Raw genomic sequence first — 21,131 nt, 5'->3', positions numbered from 1 at the left:
TTGTTGTGGATAGACTGTATTAATGAATAGTAATTCGCTTCTAAATCAAGTAGAATGCACTATTCAGTAACCACAATAGGAGTAGCGGTAAACGGTTAGCTGTTTACTGTAAACTAAATCAAATACGATAGGTACAGATGTAATCGAGGCGATTATCATCTTTAAATTTGAAGCCATCAGAGGCTATAGAGGTAGGAGTAACGGAAGTAAGATCAACAGTTCTCCAATCTGACAAGTAGTTTGAGTTAAACCACTTAGCTTTGATATTTGCCTTTTTCTCTTTCGCAATATCAACAGTTTGTGTTACTTCAATAGTAAGGTCAATGGTTGGTGAAACAACGCGCATTGGAGCAGGACAACACATCACGTTTGTCATGTCATTGCTTGCTTTTTCCATATCCATAGAACAGCAAGACATATCGCTATCTCCACTCATATCCATTCCACAAGTCATCACGCTCTCAGTACAGCTCCAGTCAATAACCGGATTAGCCATAACAAGTACGGATAGGAATAAGAATAATATGGAAGCGTATTTCTTCATTGAACTTAATAGACTGATAAATAAAACGTCAGTGTTGCAAATGTACATTGTTTTGAATTGCAATGAAATATTTTTTTGAAAATATTAGGGATTAACATAAGGGAGTACAGTTGAAAGATGGGTAAGTAGCTTTACTGAGTTTTTCGCCAGACAAGGGGAAATCAGGTTGAGGTTTTTGCTCTAAAATAAGTAGTATAGTTGATTTGGGAAAGTAAAACAAAGTGTACTTGAGTGTTATGAATTAGTTGTTCGTTTTGTGATGTTTTTATCTCATTAAGACAAGGCAAAAAGAAGGCGGGAAGCTAAGTTGTTGATTGATAGAAAGTCAGTGTTTACAAGGAGTTTTGTTATGATAAAGTATTAAATTTTTTTAGAAAACTTTATGCTTTTTGCTCCTTTTCTTTTGTGACAAAACATGATTTTTTTCGGCAACTTATTTTTTAAATTTGCATACTTTATTTGCAAATCTGATTGGTTCCCCCAAGTGATCAATCATTTACTACAAGTGCAGTATCCGTTTTATGTGGTCAAAGAGCAACATCTTTATCACTACTATAGTTAGGTTTTATTTTTTTGCCTTTATAGCAATAGTAAAAGGTAGTTTTCCTCCCCCAGGAATACGGTCTTTTGTTTTTGTTAGGCGAAGTGGGTCCTATATTTGAATAGTTAGTTGGTAAATAAAAACTACTCCCCAGTAGTATCTCTTGTGTAGTACCATGTCAAATAGAGCTGTGTGCGTGTTTTGTATTTAAGGTAATACTCCTTTAGTTGAGAAACAGCTAATAGGGTGTGAAACATAGGAAACATAAACTAACAATGAAGAAAAAGTACTTATTAGGTGCAATGTTAATTAGCACTATGATGCTGCATGCACAAGAAACTCCTAAAAATGGAGAAACGCTAAAAAGCGTTGAAACGTTAAAAGTGGAAGAAGCTCCAAAAGCAGATGAAACACTTTTTGATGTGATTTTACCAACTCAAAAGGTAGAAAAAGAAGAAAAACCAAACAACATCAATGTGTTTTTGGACTCTAAATTTGAAAACAAAACAATTATCAACAGTAAAGAACCGAATGAGAGTGGTTTCCAAATTGCTCAAGCAAGGGTTTACTTAGAGGGTAACTACAAAAACAAGTTGAGATATTATTTGCGTTATAGACTAAACGAGTCTGTGGCTAAAAATGCGTTGGAATTAGCGTATTTTGATTATGATATCAATGATAAATGGACAGTTACTGTAGGTAAGCAATTCACAGCATGGGGGTCTTGGGATTTGTTATACAATGCGTCTGAATATTATATGTTTAGTAATGAGTTTAGCTCTTTAGAGTTATTCAGCTTAGGGGCAGCTGCAACATATAAAACAGCGGGACAAGCATTCAAATTACAAGTTATTTCTCAAGGGGAGCAGTTTACTGCTGAGAACTATAGAAACAAAGCTTATGCAGGACTATTCTTATGGGAAGGTACTTTGTTTAATGACCACTTCAAAACGAGATATGGTTATGAGATTTTTCAACACGATTCTAAAAGATATTATAGCTGGGTAACTTTAGGTAACCAAGTTAATTTTGACAAAGTTGTTTTAGAATTAGACTGGATGTACGGTTTCCATAATTTAGCTGATAAGGAATTAACACCGTTTAGTGCTGATACAAAGGTTGCTTATGTAAAAGACAATGCAACTGTATTCTCTGCTAAATATCACTTCAAAAAGTTTACTCCTTATGTGAAGGCAATGTATAACTATCGCGAGGATTTAGACAACAATGTTGCTTATTCTTTAACAGGTATTTCTACTGCTTTGGAATACTACCCATTTGAGAAAGCTCCGTTTAAAACAATCCGTTTATACGCAGCTTACAACTACTTAAACTACAATTACCAAAAACACGAAGTTCGTCCATCTGACAAACATGAGCACCAAATTGCAGTAGGTATGCGTTGGAATGTTCCGTTCTTTTAGGTCGTAACTTGCAGTATTGCTAAATGTTATATAAATGCTAAATATCAATCATCTCGGTTTTTAAATGTGTACTTTAGATGTATTAAATTTTTAAACATAGATGATATGGCAACGTTTAGTGAATTAGTTTTTGATGAAAAACTAAAGACGATGGAATTGATTACTGACTTATCCAAAGAAGCAGATCAAGTGTTGACAGCCAACATCGGTAAAATGATTGAGGCGGGTATGGATGTTCGATGCCAAGTAATGGCTACAACAACTACTGCAGAGGATTTGTACGTAGAAGGGTACAAAAAACAAGCTGGAGTGTATAAAGGATTATTACAATCTTACACTGAGCTAACAGCTACTCAATCTAATCACAATTAGGTAAACAATTATTATCGTAATTCTATAATTCATTAGGAGATGACTCATTTGAGCATCTCCTTTTTTTATTGACAGCATAAATTTATAACAACGATATATAAAAGTGTATCTTGCTAAGAAATTAGTTACGTATAAATACTTGAAAAAGTAGGCTTTTAGTTAGGTGTCAAATCACAAGGTTGAAATAAATTATCTTATTAATAATGTGGAGTATAATTAGTATGAGAAATAAAGTTATAGCAGGGGGAATTATACTTCTATTTACTTCTTGTTTTTTAGATAAAGAATACTGTGAGAAGGTAAATAAGTTTACGGATGAAGATGACTACCAAATTATATTAAGTGAGAAGCCTTATAATACCTCTACAAACTTGGTGTTTCACTATGTAGTAAAAGGAAAAGAAGTAAGCACACAGAGAGATACTATATTGAAGTTATACCATTATCGTTGGCATGATTCTTTTGTCTTTTATTGGGATAAAGGCGACTCAATTGTAAAGCATAAAAATTCAAGGGTAACGGAAATACATAAAAAAGATACGGTGTATTTTATGGAATGGGATTGTGAAACACCTTTGATTAATGGAATGACCACAGACCAAGTTTCTCAAACATGCAATTTTCGGATGCTGAAAGAAAAGTATTACCAAGAATATAGATAAAAAAAAGCCACTCAATCGAGTGGCTTTTGTGCTTTATGCTTTTACTGGATGTTCCTTTTTCAAGTAACATAACAAGTATAAAAGGTGACAACCTAATAAGGCATAACCAGTTAATACCATAATATCAATTGGAATTAAATTGGTAATTGCTGATATAATAAATGTAAGCAATAATTGTAATGAACCTAAAAGAGCAGAGGCAGAACCACTATTCGTAGTGAATGGTGCTAAAGCTAATTTAGTTGTAGTAGGGAATAACACTCCTAATGTTAATACAATGAAGAACAATGGAATTAATAACTCTACAATTGGCATTTGCATAATACACAAGACTAAGAATATAGCACTTACTACAATCCCAAAGAAAATAGTATATTTTACAATTTGCTCAACAGTCCACCATCTTGCTAATACAGAGTTTGCTAACCACGCACCAGCTACTAAACCAATGGCGTTAAATGCGAAAATTGTACTGAACATACTTGATGATAATCCACCGTAATCCATGATAATAGAAGGGGCATTAGCTAAGTATATCATCAAAATACTGTAAGTTAAACTACCGATTAATGTGTATTTAACGAATACGTTATTTTGCATAATCTCTTTAAAGTCAGCCATAATATTTGTAGCTTTCTTTTCTGTTTTAACCATCGTTTCTGGCATAAAGAAAATAACAGCAAGTAAACATATCATACCAATGATGAATAAGGTAACAAAAGCTGATTGCCATTCAAAATGACGAATAAGGAAGTTACCAAACACAGGGCCTATGATAGGTGCAATACCAGCAATAATTGCTAATAATGAGAAGATTTGCATACTTCTATCTGTGTCAAAGTACTCATTAACAACTGCTCTTGCAATTACAACACCTGCACATCCAGCGAATGCTTGAAAGAAACGGGCAATAAGGAATTGCTCTATCGTTTGTGAATAAATACAAGCAACTGTGGCAAGGATAAAAATCACAAGGGAAATAATAGTCGGCATCTTACGACCATACTTATCAGAGATAATTCCCCAAAATAGCTGTCCCGCAGCAAAACCTCCTAAGAAGGTAGAAATAGACATTTGTACTGATTTCATATCAGTCTTAAATGTTTCTGCAATTTTTAGAAAACCAGGTAAGTATAAGTCGATACTGAATGGCTCTAACGCAGAAAGAAGTGATAGTATAATAACCACCACAAGTTGAGTTCTTGTTAAATTCTTCATGTTGATGTTTAAAGTCGGCAAATGTACTCCCTTACATCAACCTACTCCTTACGATAAATGGAACTCAACTTGGACTTTTTTCACATTTGTACGAAATTCGATAGGGGTGAAGCCTGTGTTTTTTTTGAAAAAACGATTGAAATAGTTGACTTCACTGAACCCTAAGTCTGCTGAAATTTCGGATATGTTTAAGTCAGAATACCCTATTAAACGCTTAGCTTCAAGGAGTAAGCGGTATTGTAAGTGCTGACTCAATGTGGCATTAGTGGCATTCACTAATATCTCATTCATACGTTTGACAGATAATGCGATTTTTTGCGCATAAAAGTCGTTGCTACGCTCTCTGGTGTAGTTGTTCTCAATCATTTCAAGCAACTGAAAAACGCGTGTATCTTTAGGAGAATATGCGTCAGATAGTCGCTCTAAATCCTGAATGTGAATAAGTGAAAGTTCAAGGTACTTTTCTAACACTTCTGTACGCTTTTGTCCGTTCCACTCTAAAGCCACTAAGTTCAAAAGTGATTTAAAAAGAGAGACTTTGTCTTCCGAGACGTGAAAGTGTAACGGAGGAGGGAGCTTGAAAGTGTTTTCTTTAAGTTGATGGTGAATAATGCGGTTAAAGTAGTCTTTATCAATCGCCAAGTAATACCCCTTAATCCCAGTTGGGTCAAAGAATTGTACTTGTCCAGGATAGATAATCCATATCTCCTGTGGTTTGATTGGGTACGATTGAAAGTCTATTTGTTGCTGACTATTCTCTACTTCAGTAAACCAGAAAATCTGATAAAAGTTGTATTGATAGTGGTAATCAAAGTCGAATAATTCAGTTGTATCTTCTATAGAATAAAGCTCAATGGGAATGTTTTTGTCAAACATTTGAACTTTGATAACCTTGTTTTGTGGCATTATTCTGTGTTTTTAGTGTTGTAAAAATACAAATTTTAAAACTTTTTTTGCCTTTGAAATTCTCCTTGCTTTTTGGTTGTTCAAAAAAACTCCTAACTACTTGTTAAAATAGGGGTTAGGGTGTAGTTCAGTAGTGTCTTTTTTTATTGAATATTTATTGGTTTTTGAAGCATAATTCGTGCTATTCGTTAAATAAAAGTGAAAATTTATTAGCGTATTGTAAAAAATGTTTTCTACATTTGTTTCAGATGTTAAAGCAAGGCAATACATATAATTCAATTTCTACACCAACAATCTTCGTTGGCGGCATTGCTATTGTATCTACATCATTAACGACATCTACATCGTCGTCATCGTCAACTTCTACCCCGTAAAGGGGTATCAATTAACATATCGCCCATTTGGTGGTTGTTTGCATATTTGTAAGCAGCCGGCATATCTTTTATCCTAATTCAACACAACACAAAATAATATTTACCATGAAAATAGTAAAATTCGGTGGGTCTTCTGTGGCCAATGCCGCCAATATATTGAGATGTATAAACATCGTTAAGAATAAAAAATCACCTGTAATTGTTGTCGTTTCTGCCTTGGGTGGCGTAACAGATTTACTGCAATTATCTGCTAATCAGGCGTCAAAAAAAGAAGATGCTTATCACGAAAACTATGAGGTTATCGCTCATCGTCACCTGGATATTGTCCGTGAGTTGATTCCTGTAAACCAACAAGCGGGTATTTTAAGTAACGTTTTACGCAAATTAAATGAGCTTGAAACACTGCTACAAGGAGTGTTTTATTTAGGAGAATTATCATTGCAAACGAAGGATGTGATCTTGTCTTTTGGAGAGCGTTTATCGTCTTTCTTAATCGGAGAAGTGTTAATTGCACAAGGAGAAAATTGTTGTTCTGTCAACTGTCGTGAGTTGATCAAAACTAACAACCGCTTTGGTAAAGCAGCTGTTAATTTTGATGTAACAAACACAATAATTAGACAGTATTTCGCTAAAAATAATTGTGATTATTACATTGTTCCTGGTTTTGTAGCAGAGTCAGAAGATAAGTTTATTACAACTTTAGGACGTGGTGGTTCTGACTATACAGCGGCTATTATCGCGGCTGCTTTAGACTTGGAAGAAGTGGAGATTTGGACGGATGTAAGTGGAATTTACACAGCTAATCCAAAGATGGTGAAGCAGGCGCAAGTAATTGAGAATATCAACTTCCAAGAGGCAATGGAACTTTCTCACTTTGGAGCTAAAGTATTGTATCCATCGGCATTGGAACCTATTTTGCCTAAGAATATTACCATGCTTATCAAGAATACATTTGACCCTGAAGCCAAAGGAAGTGTAGTAAGCAACAAAGCACACAATGAGGGATGTAATCCAATTCGCGGAATTAGTAATATTGATAAAATTGCCTTGCTAACATTAGAAGGACCAGGTATGGTTGGAGTTGTTGGTATTGCAAGAAGGTTGTTTGAAGTACTATCTCACAACGAAATAAATGTAATCTTCATTACACAAGCCTCGTCAGAACACTCTATTTGTTTTGCAATTGCAGAGGGAGAAGCAATGGTAGCAGAACGTTTAATTAACGAGGTTTTCCAGTTTGAAATCCAACAAGGAAAAGTTAAGCCAATCGCAGTAGAGTTTGATTTATCTATTGTTGCTATTGTTGGTGATAAAATAAAAGGTCATCAAGGATTAAGTGGTAAGATGTTAAGTGTATTAGGACGTAATAACGTCAATATCTGTGCAATTGCACAAGGGGCGTCTGAGCGTAATATTTCAGTTGTTATTTCTCATAAAGATGTAAAGAAAGCATTGAATACACTACACGAAGCGTTCTTTGAAGAGGCGGTAGTTCAGTTGAACTTATTCGTAATGGGTGTTGGAAACGTAGGTGGTAAGTTCTTAGAGCAAATTGAACATCAGTACGCTTATCTGAAAAATAACTTGAAGATTAATGTTCGCGTGGTTGGGATGGCAAATTCTAAGAAGATGCTTTTCAATGAAGAGGGGATTGACCTGACAGACTATAAAGATGATTTAGCAAATGGAGTACCTGCAAGCCAAGAGGCGTTCTTAGAACAAATCAAAGTGTTGAATATGCGTAATAGTGTTTTTGTTGACAATACAGCAAATGCTGAGGTAGCAATGACTTATGCGTCTTATTTGAGAAATAGTATTGCAGTGGTTACTTGTAATAAAGTGGCGTGTTCTTCTGACTATGCGTACTACAAATTACTAAGAGACTTATCTCGTAAATACAACGCTCCTTTCTTATATGAAACAAACGTGGGTGCGGGATTACCAATTATAGATACACTGAAAAATTTAGTGGCATCAGGAGATAGAGTGAAAGAAATTCAAGCTGTATTAAGTGGTAGTTTGAACTTCATCTTTAACAATTTCGATGGGAAGTTGCCTTTTGACCAAATTGTTCATCAAGCACAAGTGGAAGGATACACTGAGCCCAATCCAAAGATTGATTTAAGTGGAATTGACGTATTGCGCAAGTTGCTTATTTTGATGAGAGAGAGTGGTTATGTCGTAGAGGAAAAAGACATTGCTGTTGATTCGTTCTTGCCAGAAGCGTGTTTGAAAGCAGAAACAGTAGAGGAGTTTTACCAATCTATGAAAGACAACGCAGCTCACTTTGAGGCATTGTACAACAAGGCACAAGAACAAGAAGCGCGTTTGAAGTTTGTGGCTACGTATAAAGACGGAAGTGCCAAAGTAGGTTTGCAATTTATCGATAAAGAACACCCTTTCTACAATTTGGAAGGGAAAGACAATATTGTGTTGTTCTTTACAGACCGTTATCAAGAGCAACCACTGTTAATCAAAGGGGCCGGAGCAGGGGCAGCAGTTACTGCTTCAGGAATTTTTGCAGATGTAATACGAATTGGAAATAAATTGAATTAGTTATGGAAGTTATAAAAATATTTTGTCCGGCTACAATCGCCAACTTATCTTGTGGATTTGATGTGTTAGGAGTATGCTTGGACAGCGTTGGAGATGAAATGATTATTGAAAAACGCGCAGAAAAAGGAATTAGAATTAAAGAAATAATCGGAGCAGATTTACCCTTGGCAGTTGAGGAAAACGTAGCTGGTGTAGCAGGATTAGCTTTGTTGGAAAAGTTGCAACCTGACTTTGGTTTTGACATCACAATCTATAAAAATATAAAGGCAGGAAGTGGTATCGGAAGTAGTGCTGCAAGTGCTGCTGGTGCGGTTTACGGAATAAACGCTTTGTGTGGTTATCCGTTGACTAACCTTGAATTGATTGAATATGCAATGCAAGGAGAAGCATTGGCAAGTGGTGCGGCACACGCAGATAATGTTGCCCCTGCTTTGTTAGGTGGTTTTGCATTCATCCGCAGTTACGAACCATTAGATATCATTGCAATTGAAGCTCCTGAGGAGTTGTATGCTACTGTGATTCACCCGCAAATTGAGTTAAAGACAAAAGATTCTCGATCTGTGTTAAAGCAAACTGTGCCTTTGAGAAAAGCGGTGGTACAATGTGGAAACCTTGGGGGACTTGTCAGCGGGTTGTTTTTAAAGGATTATGAGCTTATTGGTCGTTCTTTACACGATGAGTTTGTAGAACCAATGCGTTCATTGCTTATTCCAAATTTTGACAAGTTGAAACAAGCAGCTTATGACAATGGTGCTTTAGGAGGTGGTATTTCAGGTGCCGGACCATCAATGTTTGCCTTGTCAAGAGGTAGAGAAGCTGCAGAGCGAGTGGCGGCGGCGATGAAAGAAGTAGTTGCTAATGCTGATTATGAGAATGAAATACATATTTCGGCTATTAATCCAATGGGTATAAAAGAATTGAAATGAGATATTACAGCATAACAAATCCAGAGTTGCAAGCGTCTTTTAAAGAAGCGGCAATCAGTGGAATAGCTCCTGATAGAGGATTGTATTTCCCAATGGAGATTCCAAAGTTAGACAAGGAATTTATCGACACTATAGAAAATTACAGTAATCACGAAATAGCTTACAAAGTTATCAAGCCTTTTGTGGGAGATGAGATGAGTGATGAAGCACTGAAGCAATTGGTAGCAGAAACGTTGTGTTTCGACTTCCCAATTGTTGAAGTAGAAGAAGATGTTGCAAGTTTAGAGTTATACCACGGTCCAACTTTAGCATTTAAAGATGTTGGAGCTCGTTTTATGTCGCGTTGTTTACAAGCTTTTACGAAAGAAGAAAATAAGAATATTAAAGTATTAGTGGCAACTTCTGGTGATACAGGAGGGGCGGTAGCTAATGGTTTTTACGGAGTAAATGGGGTTGAGGTTGTTATCCTTTATCCTTCTGGAAAGGTGAGCAGTATTCAAGAAAAACAGTTGACTACATTAGGAGGAAATATCCGCGCTGTGGAGGTTAATGGTAGTTTTGACGATTGTCAGGAGATGGTTAAAACAGCTTTCTTAGACCAAGAGTTGAAAGATTGTAATTTAACTTCTGCCAATTCGATTAACGTGGCGCGTTGGTTGCCACAGATGTTTTACTATTTCTTTGCCTATAAAGCATTGAAAGGTAAAGGAAAACCGATAGTGGTTACTGTGCCAAGTGGTAATTTTGGTAATATCTGTGCGGGAATGTTAGCACAGCGAATGGGCTTGCCAATAGAACATTTTGTGGCGGCTACAAATATAAATGATACAGTGCCTCGTTTTATGAAAACGCAGGATTACAAGCCTAATAAAACACAAGAGACAATTTCAAATGCAATGGATGTAAGTAATCCGAGCAACTTTATTAGAATATTTGAGTTGTTTGAAAGGCAATATGGAAGCCTATCTAACGTTTTCTCTTCATATTCTTTTGATGATATGCAGACAAAAGCTACGTTGAAAAAGGTATATGAAGAGCGAGGGTACTTATTAGATCCTCACGGAGCTGTAGGGTATTTAGGACTAACACAGTTTATGGCGCAACACAAAGGATATACAGGGGTGTTTTTAGAAACTGCCCATCCTGTAAAATTCCCTGAAAGCATTGAGCAAACATTGGGTATTGAAATCCCTGTGCCAGAGGCTCTAAAACCGTTAATGACAAAAGAAAAACAATCAGTTGTCATCAACACATACAATGAATTAAAGCAATACTTGTTAGAGTAGATTTCAGAATAAACATTTTTTAGCAGTAAAAAAGGGCGAAGTAATTCGCCCTTTTTTTGTAATTTTATTTAAGTTATTTAGAAACAACAAATGTTGAAATAACGACTTGTTTTTCATCTAATGAATTAGGGTTTAATATCATAATTCCATATTCTCCAGGTTCAATTGAGTCAACATTTATTAAATAAGAACTTTCTCCAAATTTTTCACCAGTAAAAGTAATATTTTCAAAGTTATTAGATTTTTTTGTTCCAAAATTACTTGCTGAACTAACTTCTGCTCTTCTAAATTTTTTCTTAGCTTCGAATTTAAAGATTTTGATGATAGAGAATGGGTCAGTTGAATTTTCAGTATTTTTAATTATAAATTGAATTTTATCATTTTGATTTACTGCAATTTTAGAACAACAACCAGGTATTTGAAGTTGAGTTCTAACTTTTCCTATTCCTGTAAGCATTAAGCCTGTAGATGAAACAGTTCTGTTTTGAGTTAGATGTTTTTCTAATAAAACTGTTGTATTATCAGGTTTGATTAATAAACATTCTCCTATAAAGCTAGGCTCTTTAAAATCTTGGGCATTTACATTTAAAGTTATTAAGAATAGAAATGTAAAATAAATCATCTTTTTCATTTGACTTTGAATTTTAAGTTATTAACTAATATTTTAAGAAAAATCAAAATTAGCTTTTTTTTATATTTCAGACAACTATATTTTTTGTTAAATTGGCTTAAGTAGTCTTTTTGAGTTGTTTTTTAAATGAAATAATAAAAAATATTTTTAATAATTTAGTTAAAAATTAGTATCTATGAGTTGCTTTTTGTAAAACATTTTAATAATACATTTCTTTTCAAAACCTTCCTTTTTCCTATATTCGCGAAAACGATATATATGATTACAGCAGACTTCTCAGATTTAGGGTTTACCTTTTGTGGTAAAGAATTATCTTTTCCTTTTCACATTGACGAATTACACGCATTATTAGGAAACTCCGAATTGTTTACTGGGGAGTACAACGATGTATATATATGGAATTTTTTGGGTATTCGCGCCTTTTCAAAAGTTGACCAATTGGTGGATGCATTAGAATTAACTTGCCAAATAGATAACTATGAAGGAGCTATTCAATCTACATTTACAGGACAATTGAGTATGAAAGGTGAGTCAGACCCTGTAAAATACTATAACGAACACACAGCAGAGCGCGTTAAATTGTGGGACACCGACACTTCAGGTGCTTTTGTATTTAATGATACTTCAGTTTGGTACAGCTTGCGCGATGGATATTTGTATGCACTAAGTATTCAACAATACGTGAAACAAGAAGTGCCGGTAGTTGACGTATTGCCAATGGATGAGGGATATGAGTATTTACAAGCAGTTTGGAGCGATTGGTTGACGGGGATTAGCAAGGTGGTGAAGAGTGATAATAAATACTACAACCTGACACATGGGATTACAAAAGAGCAGTTTGACCAAGTAAGCGAAGAACTGGAAGGAGTTGTGTTACCTGCGGTTTTAGTGAACTTTTACAAAGCGAATAATGTAAAGTGGAATGCTGTTACTTCGGCGTTTAGCCTACATGCAAATGGATGGGATTACGACTTACTGCCGTTTGACCGTATTGGTGATGCATGGGAAAATGTGAACGGACTATTAGGCGATGAGGATGTAGATGCAGACCTATTAGCTAAATACTCCGATAAAATTAAAGCCACAGGATATGCTAACCCTAAATGGATTCCGTTTGCAGAAGGTCGTAATGGTGATTTCCTTTTAATAGACACTGATCCGTCTGACAAAGGCGATTACGGACAAATAGTTGAACTACAAAACGAAGCGTGGGAACGTACGGTTGTTGCTGGTTCTTTAGAAGAATTGATTTACAGAGAAATAGGCTCACTCGAACAAGGAGGAACAGAAAAGTATATGTTTATCGTAGAGCACGGTGCTTTTTAGAGATTACAAGTCGTTTCTTAATATTCTTACCATTTATCGACTGCTATTGAAATAAATTGGGTAATTTTAGAATTACACCAATAGACTACTTATGCCTACTACTATTCACAAAGGGCGATATACTAACAATAGTGATATCATCTGTACATTTGACGGGAAAAACCTCTATAAAGGCCGTTATAACAATATGAGCGATCAGCTTTTTTTGTTTGATGGGAAGCATATTTACAAAGGGCGTTATACCAATATGAGTGATGTACTCTATACGTATGACGGAAAGCATCTTTATAAAGGAAGATATACCAATATGAGTGATATTTTGTACACTTTTGATGGAAAGCATATTTATAAAGGACGCTATACGAATATGAGTGATGTACTCTATACGTATGACGGAAAGCATCTTTATAAAGGAAGATATACCAATATGAGTGATATTTTATACACTGTAGATGGTAGTTTTCCAATGCCACTTTGGATAGTAGTGATTTAGCATAACAACCTTACAAAATATAAATAAATGACAACAGACCAATTTCAGGCAATTATTCTGCTTTTGGACAATCTATTCTTAAGTCCTAAGAAGTATTCACGCACTTCATTTGCTGACGCTTTAGAGGATAAAGGATTACCTTTTAAACCAAGTTTTATCACCAAAGTACTAAGTAAAACCCGCGATTTAGGAATCAATATCGTACACAGTCATCTTGAAGGATGTTATCAGTTAGATACAGATGACAACCAAGAAGAAATGCTGTTGAACTACCAAAATATAAAGAACATCATTAGTTTGGAACAATTTAGCCAAAAGGTGTTAGACGATCCTATTTTATTTCGCTATGTACAGTTTGGACATCGCGTTAGAGGGAAAGGTTATGCCTATTTGCCCCTTTGTTTGGAGGCAATTTTGACCAAGCGAAAACTGCAAATTGTCTACGAATCGTTTAAAGATGACAAACCGACTACTTATATTATAGAACCATTATTTGTCAAGGAATATCTCAATCGTTGGTACATAATTACGAGAACGTTAGCCAATCGTGATCACAATATTTTTGCTTTAGACCGCATTCACGACTTAGAGATTACTCAAAAGGAGTTTACGCTGACAGAAGTAGATAGTTTTGCGATGTTTGACAATACGATTGGTATTGACCAACGGGGAGAAATTAGCTATGTGCGCTTGAAGTGTGATCAAAGTGCAATTAACTACATACGCACTTTGCCTTGGCACGACTCGTTCAAAGAGGAAGAAATAACCGCTGACTATATGATATTCTCTATTACAGTTAGGTTAAATCACGAATTAGAAAGTTTACTTATTTCGTACGGAAGCGCGATTGAAGTGTTAGAACCTGTAGAGTTGCGCACCAACATTAAAAATAAACTGCAAAAAGCCTTGGATAGATACGTTTAGTTATAGATGTTTCGTTTTACAACATTGACTGTATTATTTTAGAAATGTTAGAGAAACGGAGTTGTTTTCTCTATGGAAATTATAAACAATTGGAGCAGTTAATTATGAGTAATACAGCATTAAACCAGAAACGTACAAAAACAATAGTAGAGAGTAAATACTTTGCAACAAAGCAAGCGTTTGAAAGTTGTTGTTATGTTGGGCAAAAGAATGTAGAGAACGGAGCTATAAGCGTTGGGTGTGTTGATCTTGCGGCATTTTTGAAAAAAATAAAAGCCTTGCATTCTACACTTGAGTTTAGCAGTATTAAATCACCAAAAGCTATTTTAGTAGATAGAATGACGTTTTACACTGCTTTAAACGAGCCACACAATCCAGATGCGCAAGCAATTGTATTTTTATACGAAAATGAAGACAAAACTTACTATATAGCGTTGGAGTAAGCATAGAAAAACACATTAAAAGAAAAGAATTGCACATACAAAAAACCTTAGTTTATTTTCACGGGTATGGTTCAAACAGACAATCGCGTAAATTTCTAAACCTTCAATTAGCAATGAAAGGGGTTGAAATGATTGCCTTTGAGTGGACTCCCGATACCAATTTTAAAGACTTTATGAACATTGCTTTTACAGCCGTTGCCAACACACAAGAGGTAATCGTTGTAGGAGATTCAGCAGGAGCAAACTTTGCTTATCAGTTGAGAGAAATGCGTCAAACAAACGGTTTAAAGACGATATTAGTCTTAACGAGTCCGCTTTTGAACTATACAAACCAACTTCGCGTCCCCGTTCCAATTACCGATAATTTACAAAATGCATTGGTTGTTATTCCACAAGTTAGCGATGCCTTGCTATTGTTAGCTAAAAACGATGAAGTACTTGACTTCACCCAATATGATATTTATAATCAACCAAATACCGTTGTGGTTTATGTTGACGATAACCATCAATTAGAGCGTTTTGAAGCCTATATAGGGTATATAAAAGCTTATATAGGAGAACAGGAAACCCACTAATTACGTGTTGAAATTCAGTAGTTGCTGTAAATAAACTACCTTCAAAAGCTTAAAACCCTTGATATCTGTTGTAACTTTGCCTATTAATAGAAAAGTAAAATTAATTCACATAGATATGATTAATTATCAAGATATAATGGAAAGAGTAAAAGCTGTTGGCGACAAAGTTTTTTACATTCCAATGACAGAAGCAGAGGTTGCGAATTTAGAACAAGAAGTAGGAATTGCATTTCCAGCATATTACCGTGACTTTTTGTTGACTTTCGGAATGCAACAAGATTTCGTTCAAGGGCTATTTACAGACGTTAGCGATTTCTTAGAACAAAATTCGTACTTACAAGAAGCTGTGCCAAATTATTTGATGATTGGTGATAATGGAGGAGAGGATTATTGGATTTTACGTACGGAGAAGGTGAATAGTCAGCGTATATTCAATTGGGTTGACGATGAGATTGAGAAAACAGATTTCACATTTGAAGAGTTAATTACGTACGCTTTACAACAATTAGAAGACGAAGATGTATTGTCATTAGACAATTCAGAAAAAAGTTGGTGTGTGCAATTTGCTATTACAACAAAAGATGAAGAAGCGTTATACCAAGCGTTGCCGTTAAAGTTGACAAGTAAATGGACATTGTCAGAACAATCAGAAGCAGGAGTAGACGAATACATTGCACAAGCCGTTTTAAATGGAGAAGCAATTGAGATGAGTCGCTTAACTTACGGTTCAGGAAGTACACCAACGTATTTTATTGACTACAAAGAAAGTTTAGACAGCGTTAAAAAACAAGGTCAAATCAAACAATGGACTACAGCGTTAGAAGCTAAATTTCCTGAGTTTAATTTAGTTGACTATGGCGTATTGCCAACAAGTTTTGAGATGTAATCAATCTTAATTATAAAAGATATATAGAAGCACTGTTTATAGCAGTGCTTTTTTTGTGCCTAATGGTTTCGTTGTAGAATAATTTTGTGCTTTTAAATACATAGAAAGATGTAGTATGTAAGTTTTTTTAAATGAATGAATTACAGTGTTTTAATAAAAACAACAATCGCATAATATGCTATTTACGAAAATAAAAAACAGCGCTATAAAAAAAACAATACGATGAACTAAAGTTTGTAAAAAACACCGTAAAAAGATAAAAAGTACCACTTTTTTAGTGTTTCAAAGCAAGGTAATGTAGTTCAAACCCTTACTGGGTAAGGGATTCAGGATGTTGGAAAAGCATTTGTTCGGATGTTGTTCGGGAATTGTTCGAGTGAGCTTCGGAAAAAGGGTGGCTTTTCCGAACAATGGTGCTACAAATCACGACTAATACTCGGATTGAACACGATTTTGCTGTTTTGAAAACCAGTAAAATTTTTGAAAAAAAGTAGAAATACGACCCTGTTTTTAGTCGCAAGTAGTGAATTAATTCTTAGAGTTGAATTTAAGCACTTATAATAGTTTTTTATAATTATCACACTGTGTGTGAGTATGATATAGTGTAAATATAAGAAAAAAGGATGGAATAGAGAGTAAATAGATACTTTATTTAAAACTTCCATTATTTGCTGTTTTATAGCGATAATTAGTTGGTTAGTATTGGTGGTTTTTAATTTTTTGTTTTTTATGATTTTTGTAATTCTGTATATTGATTATTAGTATCTTGTATATGTTTTATTGCAAGTTTATTCTTGTGTTATTTGTCACAAAAATTCATTAAATTTGTGACAAAATAAAAATATAAATAGATGTCAGATTCAGTTAAAAAACAAATAGAAACAAAGATTTTGAAATCTTCACGTGGAGAGATGTTTTTCGCTGAAGATTTTTGTAAATATGGTTCTCCTGAAAATATCCGAAAAGTACTTTCTCGTGTTGAAAAAACATCTGTTGTAGAAAGACTAGCACATGGTATTTATTTAAAACCTAAAAAAGATCCATTGTTAGGTACTATTTATCCAGATATAGATGAAGTGGCAAGAGAAATTGCCAAGAGAGATAAAGCGCGAATTGCGCCGACAGGAGTATTAGCGTTGTATTTACTAGGATTAACTACTCAAGTGCCTTTAAAAACTGTTTATTTGACCGATGGTTCACAAAGAGAAATCAAAATAGACACTCGTACAATTAAGTTTAAAAGAACTGTTCCTAAAAGTTTTGCTATCAAGAATGAGCTTTTGCATTTGATTGTACAGGCATTTAAAGAAGTTGGAAAAGATGGTGTGTCAAATGATTTTTTGAATAAAATAAAGCCAGCTATTTTGCGTGTAGATAAGCAAGTTTTGGATACTCAATTACAATATGCACCAGTAAGAATTCAGAAATTAATAAAGGAGTGTTATGTGGATTGAATTAAATAAAAAACAAAGAATTGCTGTTTTAGAACAAGTAGCTAGTGTTAAAGGACTACCTACATTTGTAGTTGAAAAAGATTGGTGGGTTTGTATGATTTTAAGGGCAATATTTCAATCACAATATTCTTCATCAATTATTTTTAAGGGAGGTACCTCTTTGAGTAAAGCATATAGTTTAATTAACCGATTTTCTGAAGATATTGATTTAATTATTGATCGAGAGTTATTAGGTTTTGGAGAGTTGAAATCAAAATCTCAGATAAAGAAGCTCAGAAAAACATCAGGAGGTTTTATCATAAATGAGTTTAGAGAAGAATTAATAGCTCAATTAAAACTTTTAAATATAGATTGTAGTCAATATGAAATAAAATATAATGCTCAGGTAGATGACACAAGTGATCCTAATATATTAGAAATTTATTATCACTCTATTGTTCCTAATAAGAATGTTTATATACATCAGCGTGTGCTTTTAGAAATAGGAGCAAGATCATTAATTGAACCTATGGAAGTTAAGGAGATTTCTTCATTTATTGATGCTCAATATGCAAGTTTAGATTTTTCTGATTTACCATTTGATGTACAGGTTGTTATACCTACAAGAACTTGTATTGAGAAGATTTTGTTATTGCATGAGGAGTTTTCTAAGCCAATAAATAAGATAAGAACTGATAGATTAACACGTCATTTCTATGATTTAGATAAATTAATGGCTTCTATTTATGGTACAATGGCATTAAATGACCATCATTTATTTGAAGTTATTGTTGAGCATAGAAAAACAATAACTCCTTTACGTGATATGGATTATAGTAATCATGTAAAAGGGAAGTTACGTATATTTCCTCCTATAGAAGTTATTGTTCTTTGGGAAAAAGATTATAAAATAATGCAAGATAACATGATTATAGGGAGTAGTTTGTCTTGGGAAGATTTACTTGTTAGAATAAAGGAGATAGAGAGATTGTTTAATGGAGATTAACCTTATAAAAATATCTTCTTGCTTTTCTTCGTGTTGCACTTAGCAACATTGCCTAAATTATCTTTGTTCTATAACCCAAAAGATAGTTGTTATGGATATTCAACGATTAGTTAGCCATGTGTGGCAGAATAGCGAAATATTAGGTATTCCGGAAGTTGTGAAGCAGCGCAAGTACTGTTTTTGTGCTAACGACAAACAAAAAGATATATTGGTGTTGGGGTTAAATCCAACTTACAATGATTCTTCAGTTCCCGGACCTGTTAAGTTTACTTATCGCAAGAATCCAACCACAGAATATAAATACAACCCTTACTTCACAAGGGTTACTGATATGTTGCAGTCAGCAGATTCTCAGCTTGATTTTGCACCTCACATCGCTTATACCGACCTGTTTTATCATCGTGAAAACAATAGCTTAGACTTGTTGCAAGTATTGTTAGATGATTTAGATGGTCGTATCTTTTTGATAGATCAATTAAATGTTACCCAGAAGTTAATCGAGGAGGTTATTAAGCCTAAAGTTATAATTGCCAGTAATTGGACTGTAGCTCTTTTTATGGGGTTTTATGGGATGAATGCTGACTCTCCTTGGTATGGCTACGATTTTGAGTTTGTAGAATACACGAAGAGTGGGCACAAGGTTTATCAGATCAAAGGGATTGTTACTGACGATGCATTAATGGATGATTTTGTAAAGACAACCAATTTAGTGGGCACCTATTTTATCTGTAATCCCTATTTGAGTAGTGGCGAGTTCTCTGCTAATACCCTAACAGCAGAGGATATTGCGGTTTATTGTAAAGATTTGAATCAACAGATTGAGCGTGAGGAGACTTTTAATGAAATTCAGAGTGGACTTTTTGACGATTTGTACGATGTTGTAGTATGTGCAAGTTTTCCGGATTTATACATTGGTTATTTTGATACAGGTGAAGCAGAACAAGAGGAGCATCGCCCGGAGGATATTGCTCTTTTAAAGAAATTATTATTGTTTAGAGATTTGCCCGTGCCAGAGGTTGCGAAGTATATTTTTGCTGATTTAGCAAACGAAAAGGTACTTACAGAACAAGATATTTGTGAGTTGAGTAGTGCTACATTTTGTGCTGATGTTTTGTGGAATGATACTTTAGCGATTAAGGAAGTAACGGGTTTACAGGAAGGGGATATCATTGCTTTGTCGGCTGACTTCTTTGCAGAGCCAATTGAGTTATTAGCGGACAGATGGTTTGTGATTAGTAAGCAATGGGATGAGTTTATGCTTAATCCGTTAGAGGAGTGGTTTGTTGGAAAGATTTATGTAGAGAGGGGGTAGTTTACTCAGAGAATGTGGTGTTTGGAGTAATTTTTGATGAGTGAAAGGATATAAATGAGTATGTTTAGTATTAGATAATTTTGTCGTTGTTTTGAAATGAAATTATCGGTTTTAAGAGTTAATAATTTTAAATAAAATAGAATATGAAAATTGAAATAGGTGAGTCATTGGTTTCATCATGGTTAAAGCATGTAAACGGATGTCAAATAGTACAAGAGAATTGGAAGATATCGTCATTATGGGAAACTTCTATAGAGCCAAGAGTAATTGAGAAGATGTTTAATAGTTTAAAAAAATCTTTTAAAGAAGATGAGTTGACTTTTATTTCTAAAAATCAGAAATCAACGCAAATGATTAAACAAGGGGAAGTAGATTGTTTAGGAATAAAAATGATTTTAAATGATGATAGAGTTTTAATCGTTGATAGTATTTATGCAGTTGATATTGCTTTTCATGAAGGTGGATTAAATTACGGGAAAATTGAAGAAACAAAATCAAGGCTAAGAAAAAAAATGATTCGTACGGCTTTTAGCTTATATCAATTATTAGGTGTTAAGAAAGGTGAAATTATTTTTGCAACACCAAAAGTTCCTATAATGCATGAAAGTGATATAAAGCAAACTGCTTTAGATGTAGCAAAACATTTTAATAATGCTATTGAAGGGGGAGAATTTAATTTCAAAGTATATTGTGGGGAAGATTTTAAAAACTTTATTGTAGAGCCTGTACTTGAAATAATAAATGAAAATTCAGATTCAAATGAATTATTTGCTAGAAGTACTAAACTATTAAATTTATTTGGATTATTAAATAATGATAAAAAAGATGTTGTTGATAATTTACTAAAAGTTAATAAGTTAAATAGTTCTTCTGGAGAATTTACAAAAGCAACAAATCTAAAAATTGGTGTTTATGTTCAGAATATTTTTAAAGAGTTAGAATTGGAAAACAAACTTACTCAAGAAGTTGTAAATAAATTACTTGATAAGGATATATCAAAAGATCTTTTTAATATCAATTTTCCTGTTTTAAAAGAAGATAGTGGGGATAAGAATGATGCTTTTGATGAAAAAGGCAGAGCAAGATATTATTTGAAAAAAACATATAGTTTTAATAAGAAAGAGTATTTACTTTGTAATCATTGGTACGAAAAAGATAATAGAGTAAAACTAGAAGAATGGTATAATAGTTTATAATATATAAACCTTGAAGAGATAGATAATCCCCTGAATTTTAATTACGTTTAGGGGATTTTTAGTTTAAAGTAACTAAAAATCAAGATAGTCTCTTAGA

Annotated in this window: 21 protein-coding genes; 16 read left to right on the top strand and 5 right to left on the bottom strand. The window is 34.1% G+C overall.

All coding sequences use genetic code 11. The annotated features are described in order from the left end of the window. Positions 1-118: 118 nt before the first annotated feature. A complete protein-coding gene (locus GQS07_RS12370) occupies positions 119-592 on the bottom strand; it encodes a hypothetical protein (RefSeq protein WP_233269279.1) in 474 nt (157 codons plus the stop codon). A 768-nt stretch (positions 593-1,360) separates the two neighbouring features. Here GQS07_RS12370 and GQS07_RS12365 point away from each other — a divergent pair. The 3 genes from GQS07_RS12365 to GQS07_RS12355 all read left to right on the top strand — a co-directional run bounded on the left by GQS07_RS12365 (position 1,361) and on the right by GQS07_RS12355 (position 3,543). Next, positions 1,361-2,509, top strand: coding sequence for a porin (locus GQS07_RS12365; protein ID WP_158211093.1), 1,149 nt, complete (start codon positions 1,361-1,363; stop codon positions 2,507-2,509). Between the two features lie 105 nt (positions 2,510-2,614). Beyond that, on the top strand, positions 2,615-2,881 hold the full coding sequence (locus GQS07_RS12360; protein ID WP_158211092.1) for a hypothetical protein: 267 nt from the start codon (positions 2,615-2,617) through the stop codon (positions 2,879-2,881). A gap of 221 nt (positions 2,882-3,102) precedes the next feature. After that, the gene (locus tag GQS07_RS12355; RefSeq protein WP_158211091.1) at positions 3,103-3,543 is read left to right on the top strand and encodes a hypothetical protein; all 441 of its coding nucleotides are present in this window, start codon (positions 3,103-3,105) and stop codon (positions 3,541-3,543) included. A gap of 33 nt (positions 3,544-3,576) precedes the next feature. On the opposite strand, the gene GQS07_RS12350 is transcribed toward GQS07_RS12355, so the two are convergent. The 3 genes from GQS07_RS12350 to GQS07_RS12340 all read right to left on the bottom strand — a co-directional run bounded on the left by GQS07_RS12350 (position 3,577) and on the right by GQS07_RS12340 (position 6,052). After that, positions 3,577-4,761, bottom strand: coding sequence for a multidrug effflux MFS transporter (locus tag GQS07_RS12350; RefSeq protein WP_158211090.1), 1,185 nt, complete (start codon positions 4,759-4,761; stop codon positions 3,577-3,579). Positions 4,762-4,809: 48 nt separating this feature from the next. Beyond that, positions 4,810-5,667 carry a helix-turn-helix domain-containing protein gene (locus GQS07_RS12345; protein WP_158211089.1) on the bottom strand — a complete coding sequence of 286 codons (858 nt, stop codon included), beginning with the start codon at positions 5,665-5,667 and terminating at the stop codon, positions 4,810-4,812. Between the two features lie 244 nt (positions 5,668-5,911). Then, positions 5,912-6,052, bottom strand: coding sequence for a hypothetical protein (locus GQS07_RS12340; RefSeq protein WP_158211088.1), 141 nt, complete (start codon positions 6,050-6,052; stop codon positions 5,912-5,914). 94 nt (positions 6,053-6,146) lie between these two features. On the opposite strand from GQS07_RS12340, the gene thrA reads away from it, so the two are divergent. Genes thrA through thrC form a run of 3 tightly spaced genes read left to right on the top strand, consistent with a single transcriptional unit; the run spans position 6,147 to position 10,809 of the window. Then, entirely contained in the window at positions 6,147-8,597 is a 2,451-nt protein-coding gene (gene thrA / locus GQS07_RS12335; RefSeq protein ID WP_158211087.1) for a bifunctional aspartate kinase/homoserine dehydrogenase I, read from the top strand. Positions 8,598-8,599: 2 nt separating this feature from the next. Next, on the top strand, positions 8,600-9,523 hold the full coding sequence (locus tag GQS07_RS12330; protein WP_158211086.1) for a homoserine kinase: 924 nt from the start codon (positions 8,600-8,602) through the stop codon (positions 9,521-9,523). Then, the gene (gene thrC, locus GQS07_RS12325; RefSeq protein WP_158211085.1) at positions 9,520-10,809 is read left to right on the top strand and encodes a threonine synthase; all 1,290 of its coding nucleotides are present in this window, start codon (positions 9,520-9,522) and stop codon (positions 10,807-10,809) included. Before GQS07_RS12330 ends, thrC begins: the two co-directional genes overlap by 4 nt. Before the next feature lie 73 nt (positions 10,810-10,882). Here the strand turns inward: thrC and GQS07_RS12320 are convergent, their stop codons facing one another. Beyond that, entirely contained in the window at positions 10,883-11,440 is a 558-nt protein-coding gene (locus GQS07_RS12320) for a hypothetical protein (protein WP_158211084.1), read from the bottom strand. Positions 11,441-11,698: 258 nt separating this feature from the next. Here GQS07_RS12320 and GQS07_RS12315 point away from each other — a divergent pair, with 258 nt between their 5' ends. The 10 genes from GQS07_RS12315 (at position 11,699) to GQS07_RS12270 (ending at position 21,034) form a co-directional block, all read left to right on the top strand. Continuing rightward, positions 11,699-12,766, top strand: coding sequence for an SMI1/KNR4 family protein (locus tag GQS07_RS12315; protein ID WP_158211083.1), 1,068 nt, complete (start codon positions 11,699-11,701; stop codon positions 12,764-12,766). 91 nt (positions 12,767-12,857) lie between these two features. After that, positions 12,858-13,259, top strand: coding sequence for a hypothetical protein (locus GQS07_RS12310; protein WP_158211082.1), 402 nt, complete (start codon positions 12,858-12,860; stop codon positions 13,257-13,259). Positions 13,260-13,286: 27 nt separating this feature from the next. Next, a complete protein-coding gene (locus tag GQS07_RS12305) occupies positions 13,287-14,183 on the top strand; it encodes a WYL domain-containing protein (RefSeq protein WP_158211081.1) in 897 nt (298 codons plus the stop codon). 104 nt (positions 14,184-14,287) lie between these two features. Then, positions 14,288-14,626, top strand: a complete 339-nt coding sequence (locus tag GQS07_RS12300; protein WP_158211080.1) for a hypothetical protein — start codon at positions 14,288-14,290, stop codon at positions 14,624-14,626. Positions 14,627-14,655: 29 nt separating this feature from the next. Further along, entirely contained in the window at positions 14,656-15,201 is a 546-nt protein-coding gene (locus tag GQS07_RS12295; RefSeq protein ID WP_233269278.1) for a YqiA/YcfP family alpha/beta fold hydrolase, read from the top strand. A 115-nt stretch (positions 15,202-15,316) separates the two neighbouring features. Further along, a complete protein-coding gene (locus GQS07_RS12290) occupies positions 15,317-16,087 on the top strand; it encodes an SMI1/KNR4 family protein (RefSeq protein WP_158211079.1) in 771 nt (256 codons plus the stop codon). A gap of 851 nt (positions 16,088-16,938) precedes the next feature. Then, positions 16,939-17,541: a DUF6088 family protein gene (locus GQS07_RS12285; protein WP_158211078.1), complete on the top strand. Its 603-nt coding sequence runs from the start codon at positions 16,939-16,941 to the stop codon at positions 17,539-17,541. Next, entirely contained in the window at positions 17,531-18,526 is a 996-nt protein-coding gene (locus GQS07_RS12280) for a nucleotidyl transferase AbiEii/AbiGii toxin family protein (RefSeq protein ID WP_158211077.1), read from the top strand. The genes GQS07_RS12285 and GQS07_RS12280 overlap by 11 nt, the downstream gene beginning before the upstream one ends. A gap of 91 nt (positions 18,527-18,617) precedes the next feature. Then, positions 18,618-19,838 (top strand): hypothetical protein, encoded by a 1,221-nt coding sequence (locus GQS07_RS12275; RefSeq protein WP_158211076.1) that lies wholly within the window; start codon positions 18,618-18,620, stop codon positions 19,836-19,838. Positions 19,839-19,981: 143 nt separating this feature from the next. After that, positions 19,982-21,034, top strand: coding sequence for a hypothetical protein (locus GQS07_RS12270; RefSeq protein WP_158211075.1), 1,053 nt, complete (start codon positions 19,982-19,984; stop codon positions 21,032-21,034). The last annotated feature ends 97 nt before the right edge of the window (positions 21,035-21,131 follow it).

The organism is Myroides phaeus, assembly GCF_009799805.1.
Lineage (GTDB): Bacteria > Bacteroidota > Bacteroidia > Flavobacteriales > Flavobacteriaceae > Flavobacterium > Flavobacterium phaeum_A.
This window is presented reverse-complemented; position numbering and strand designations above follow the sequence as displayed.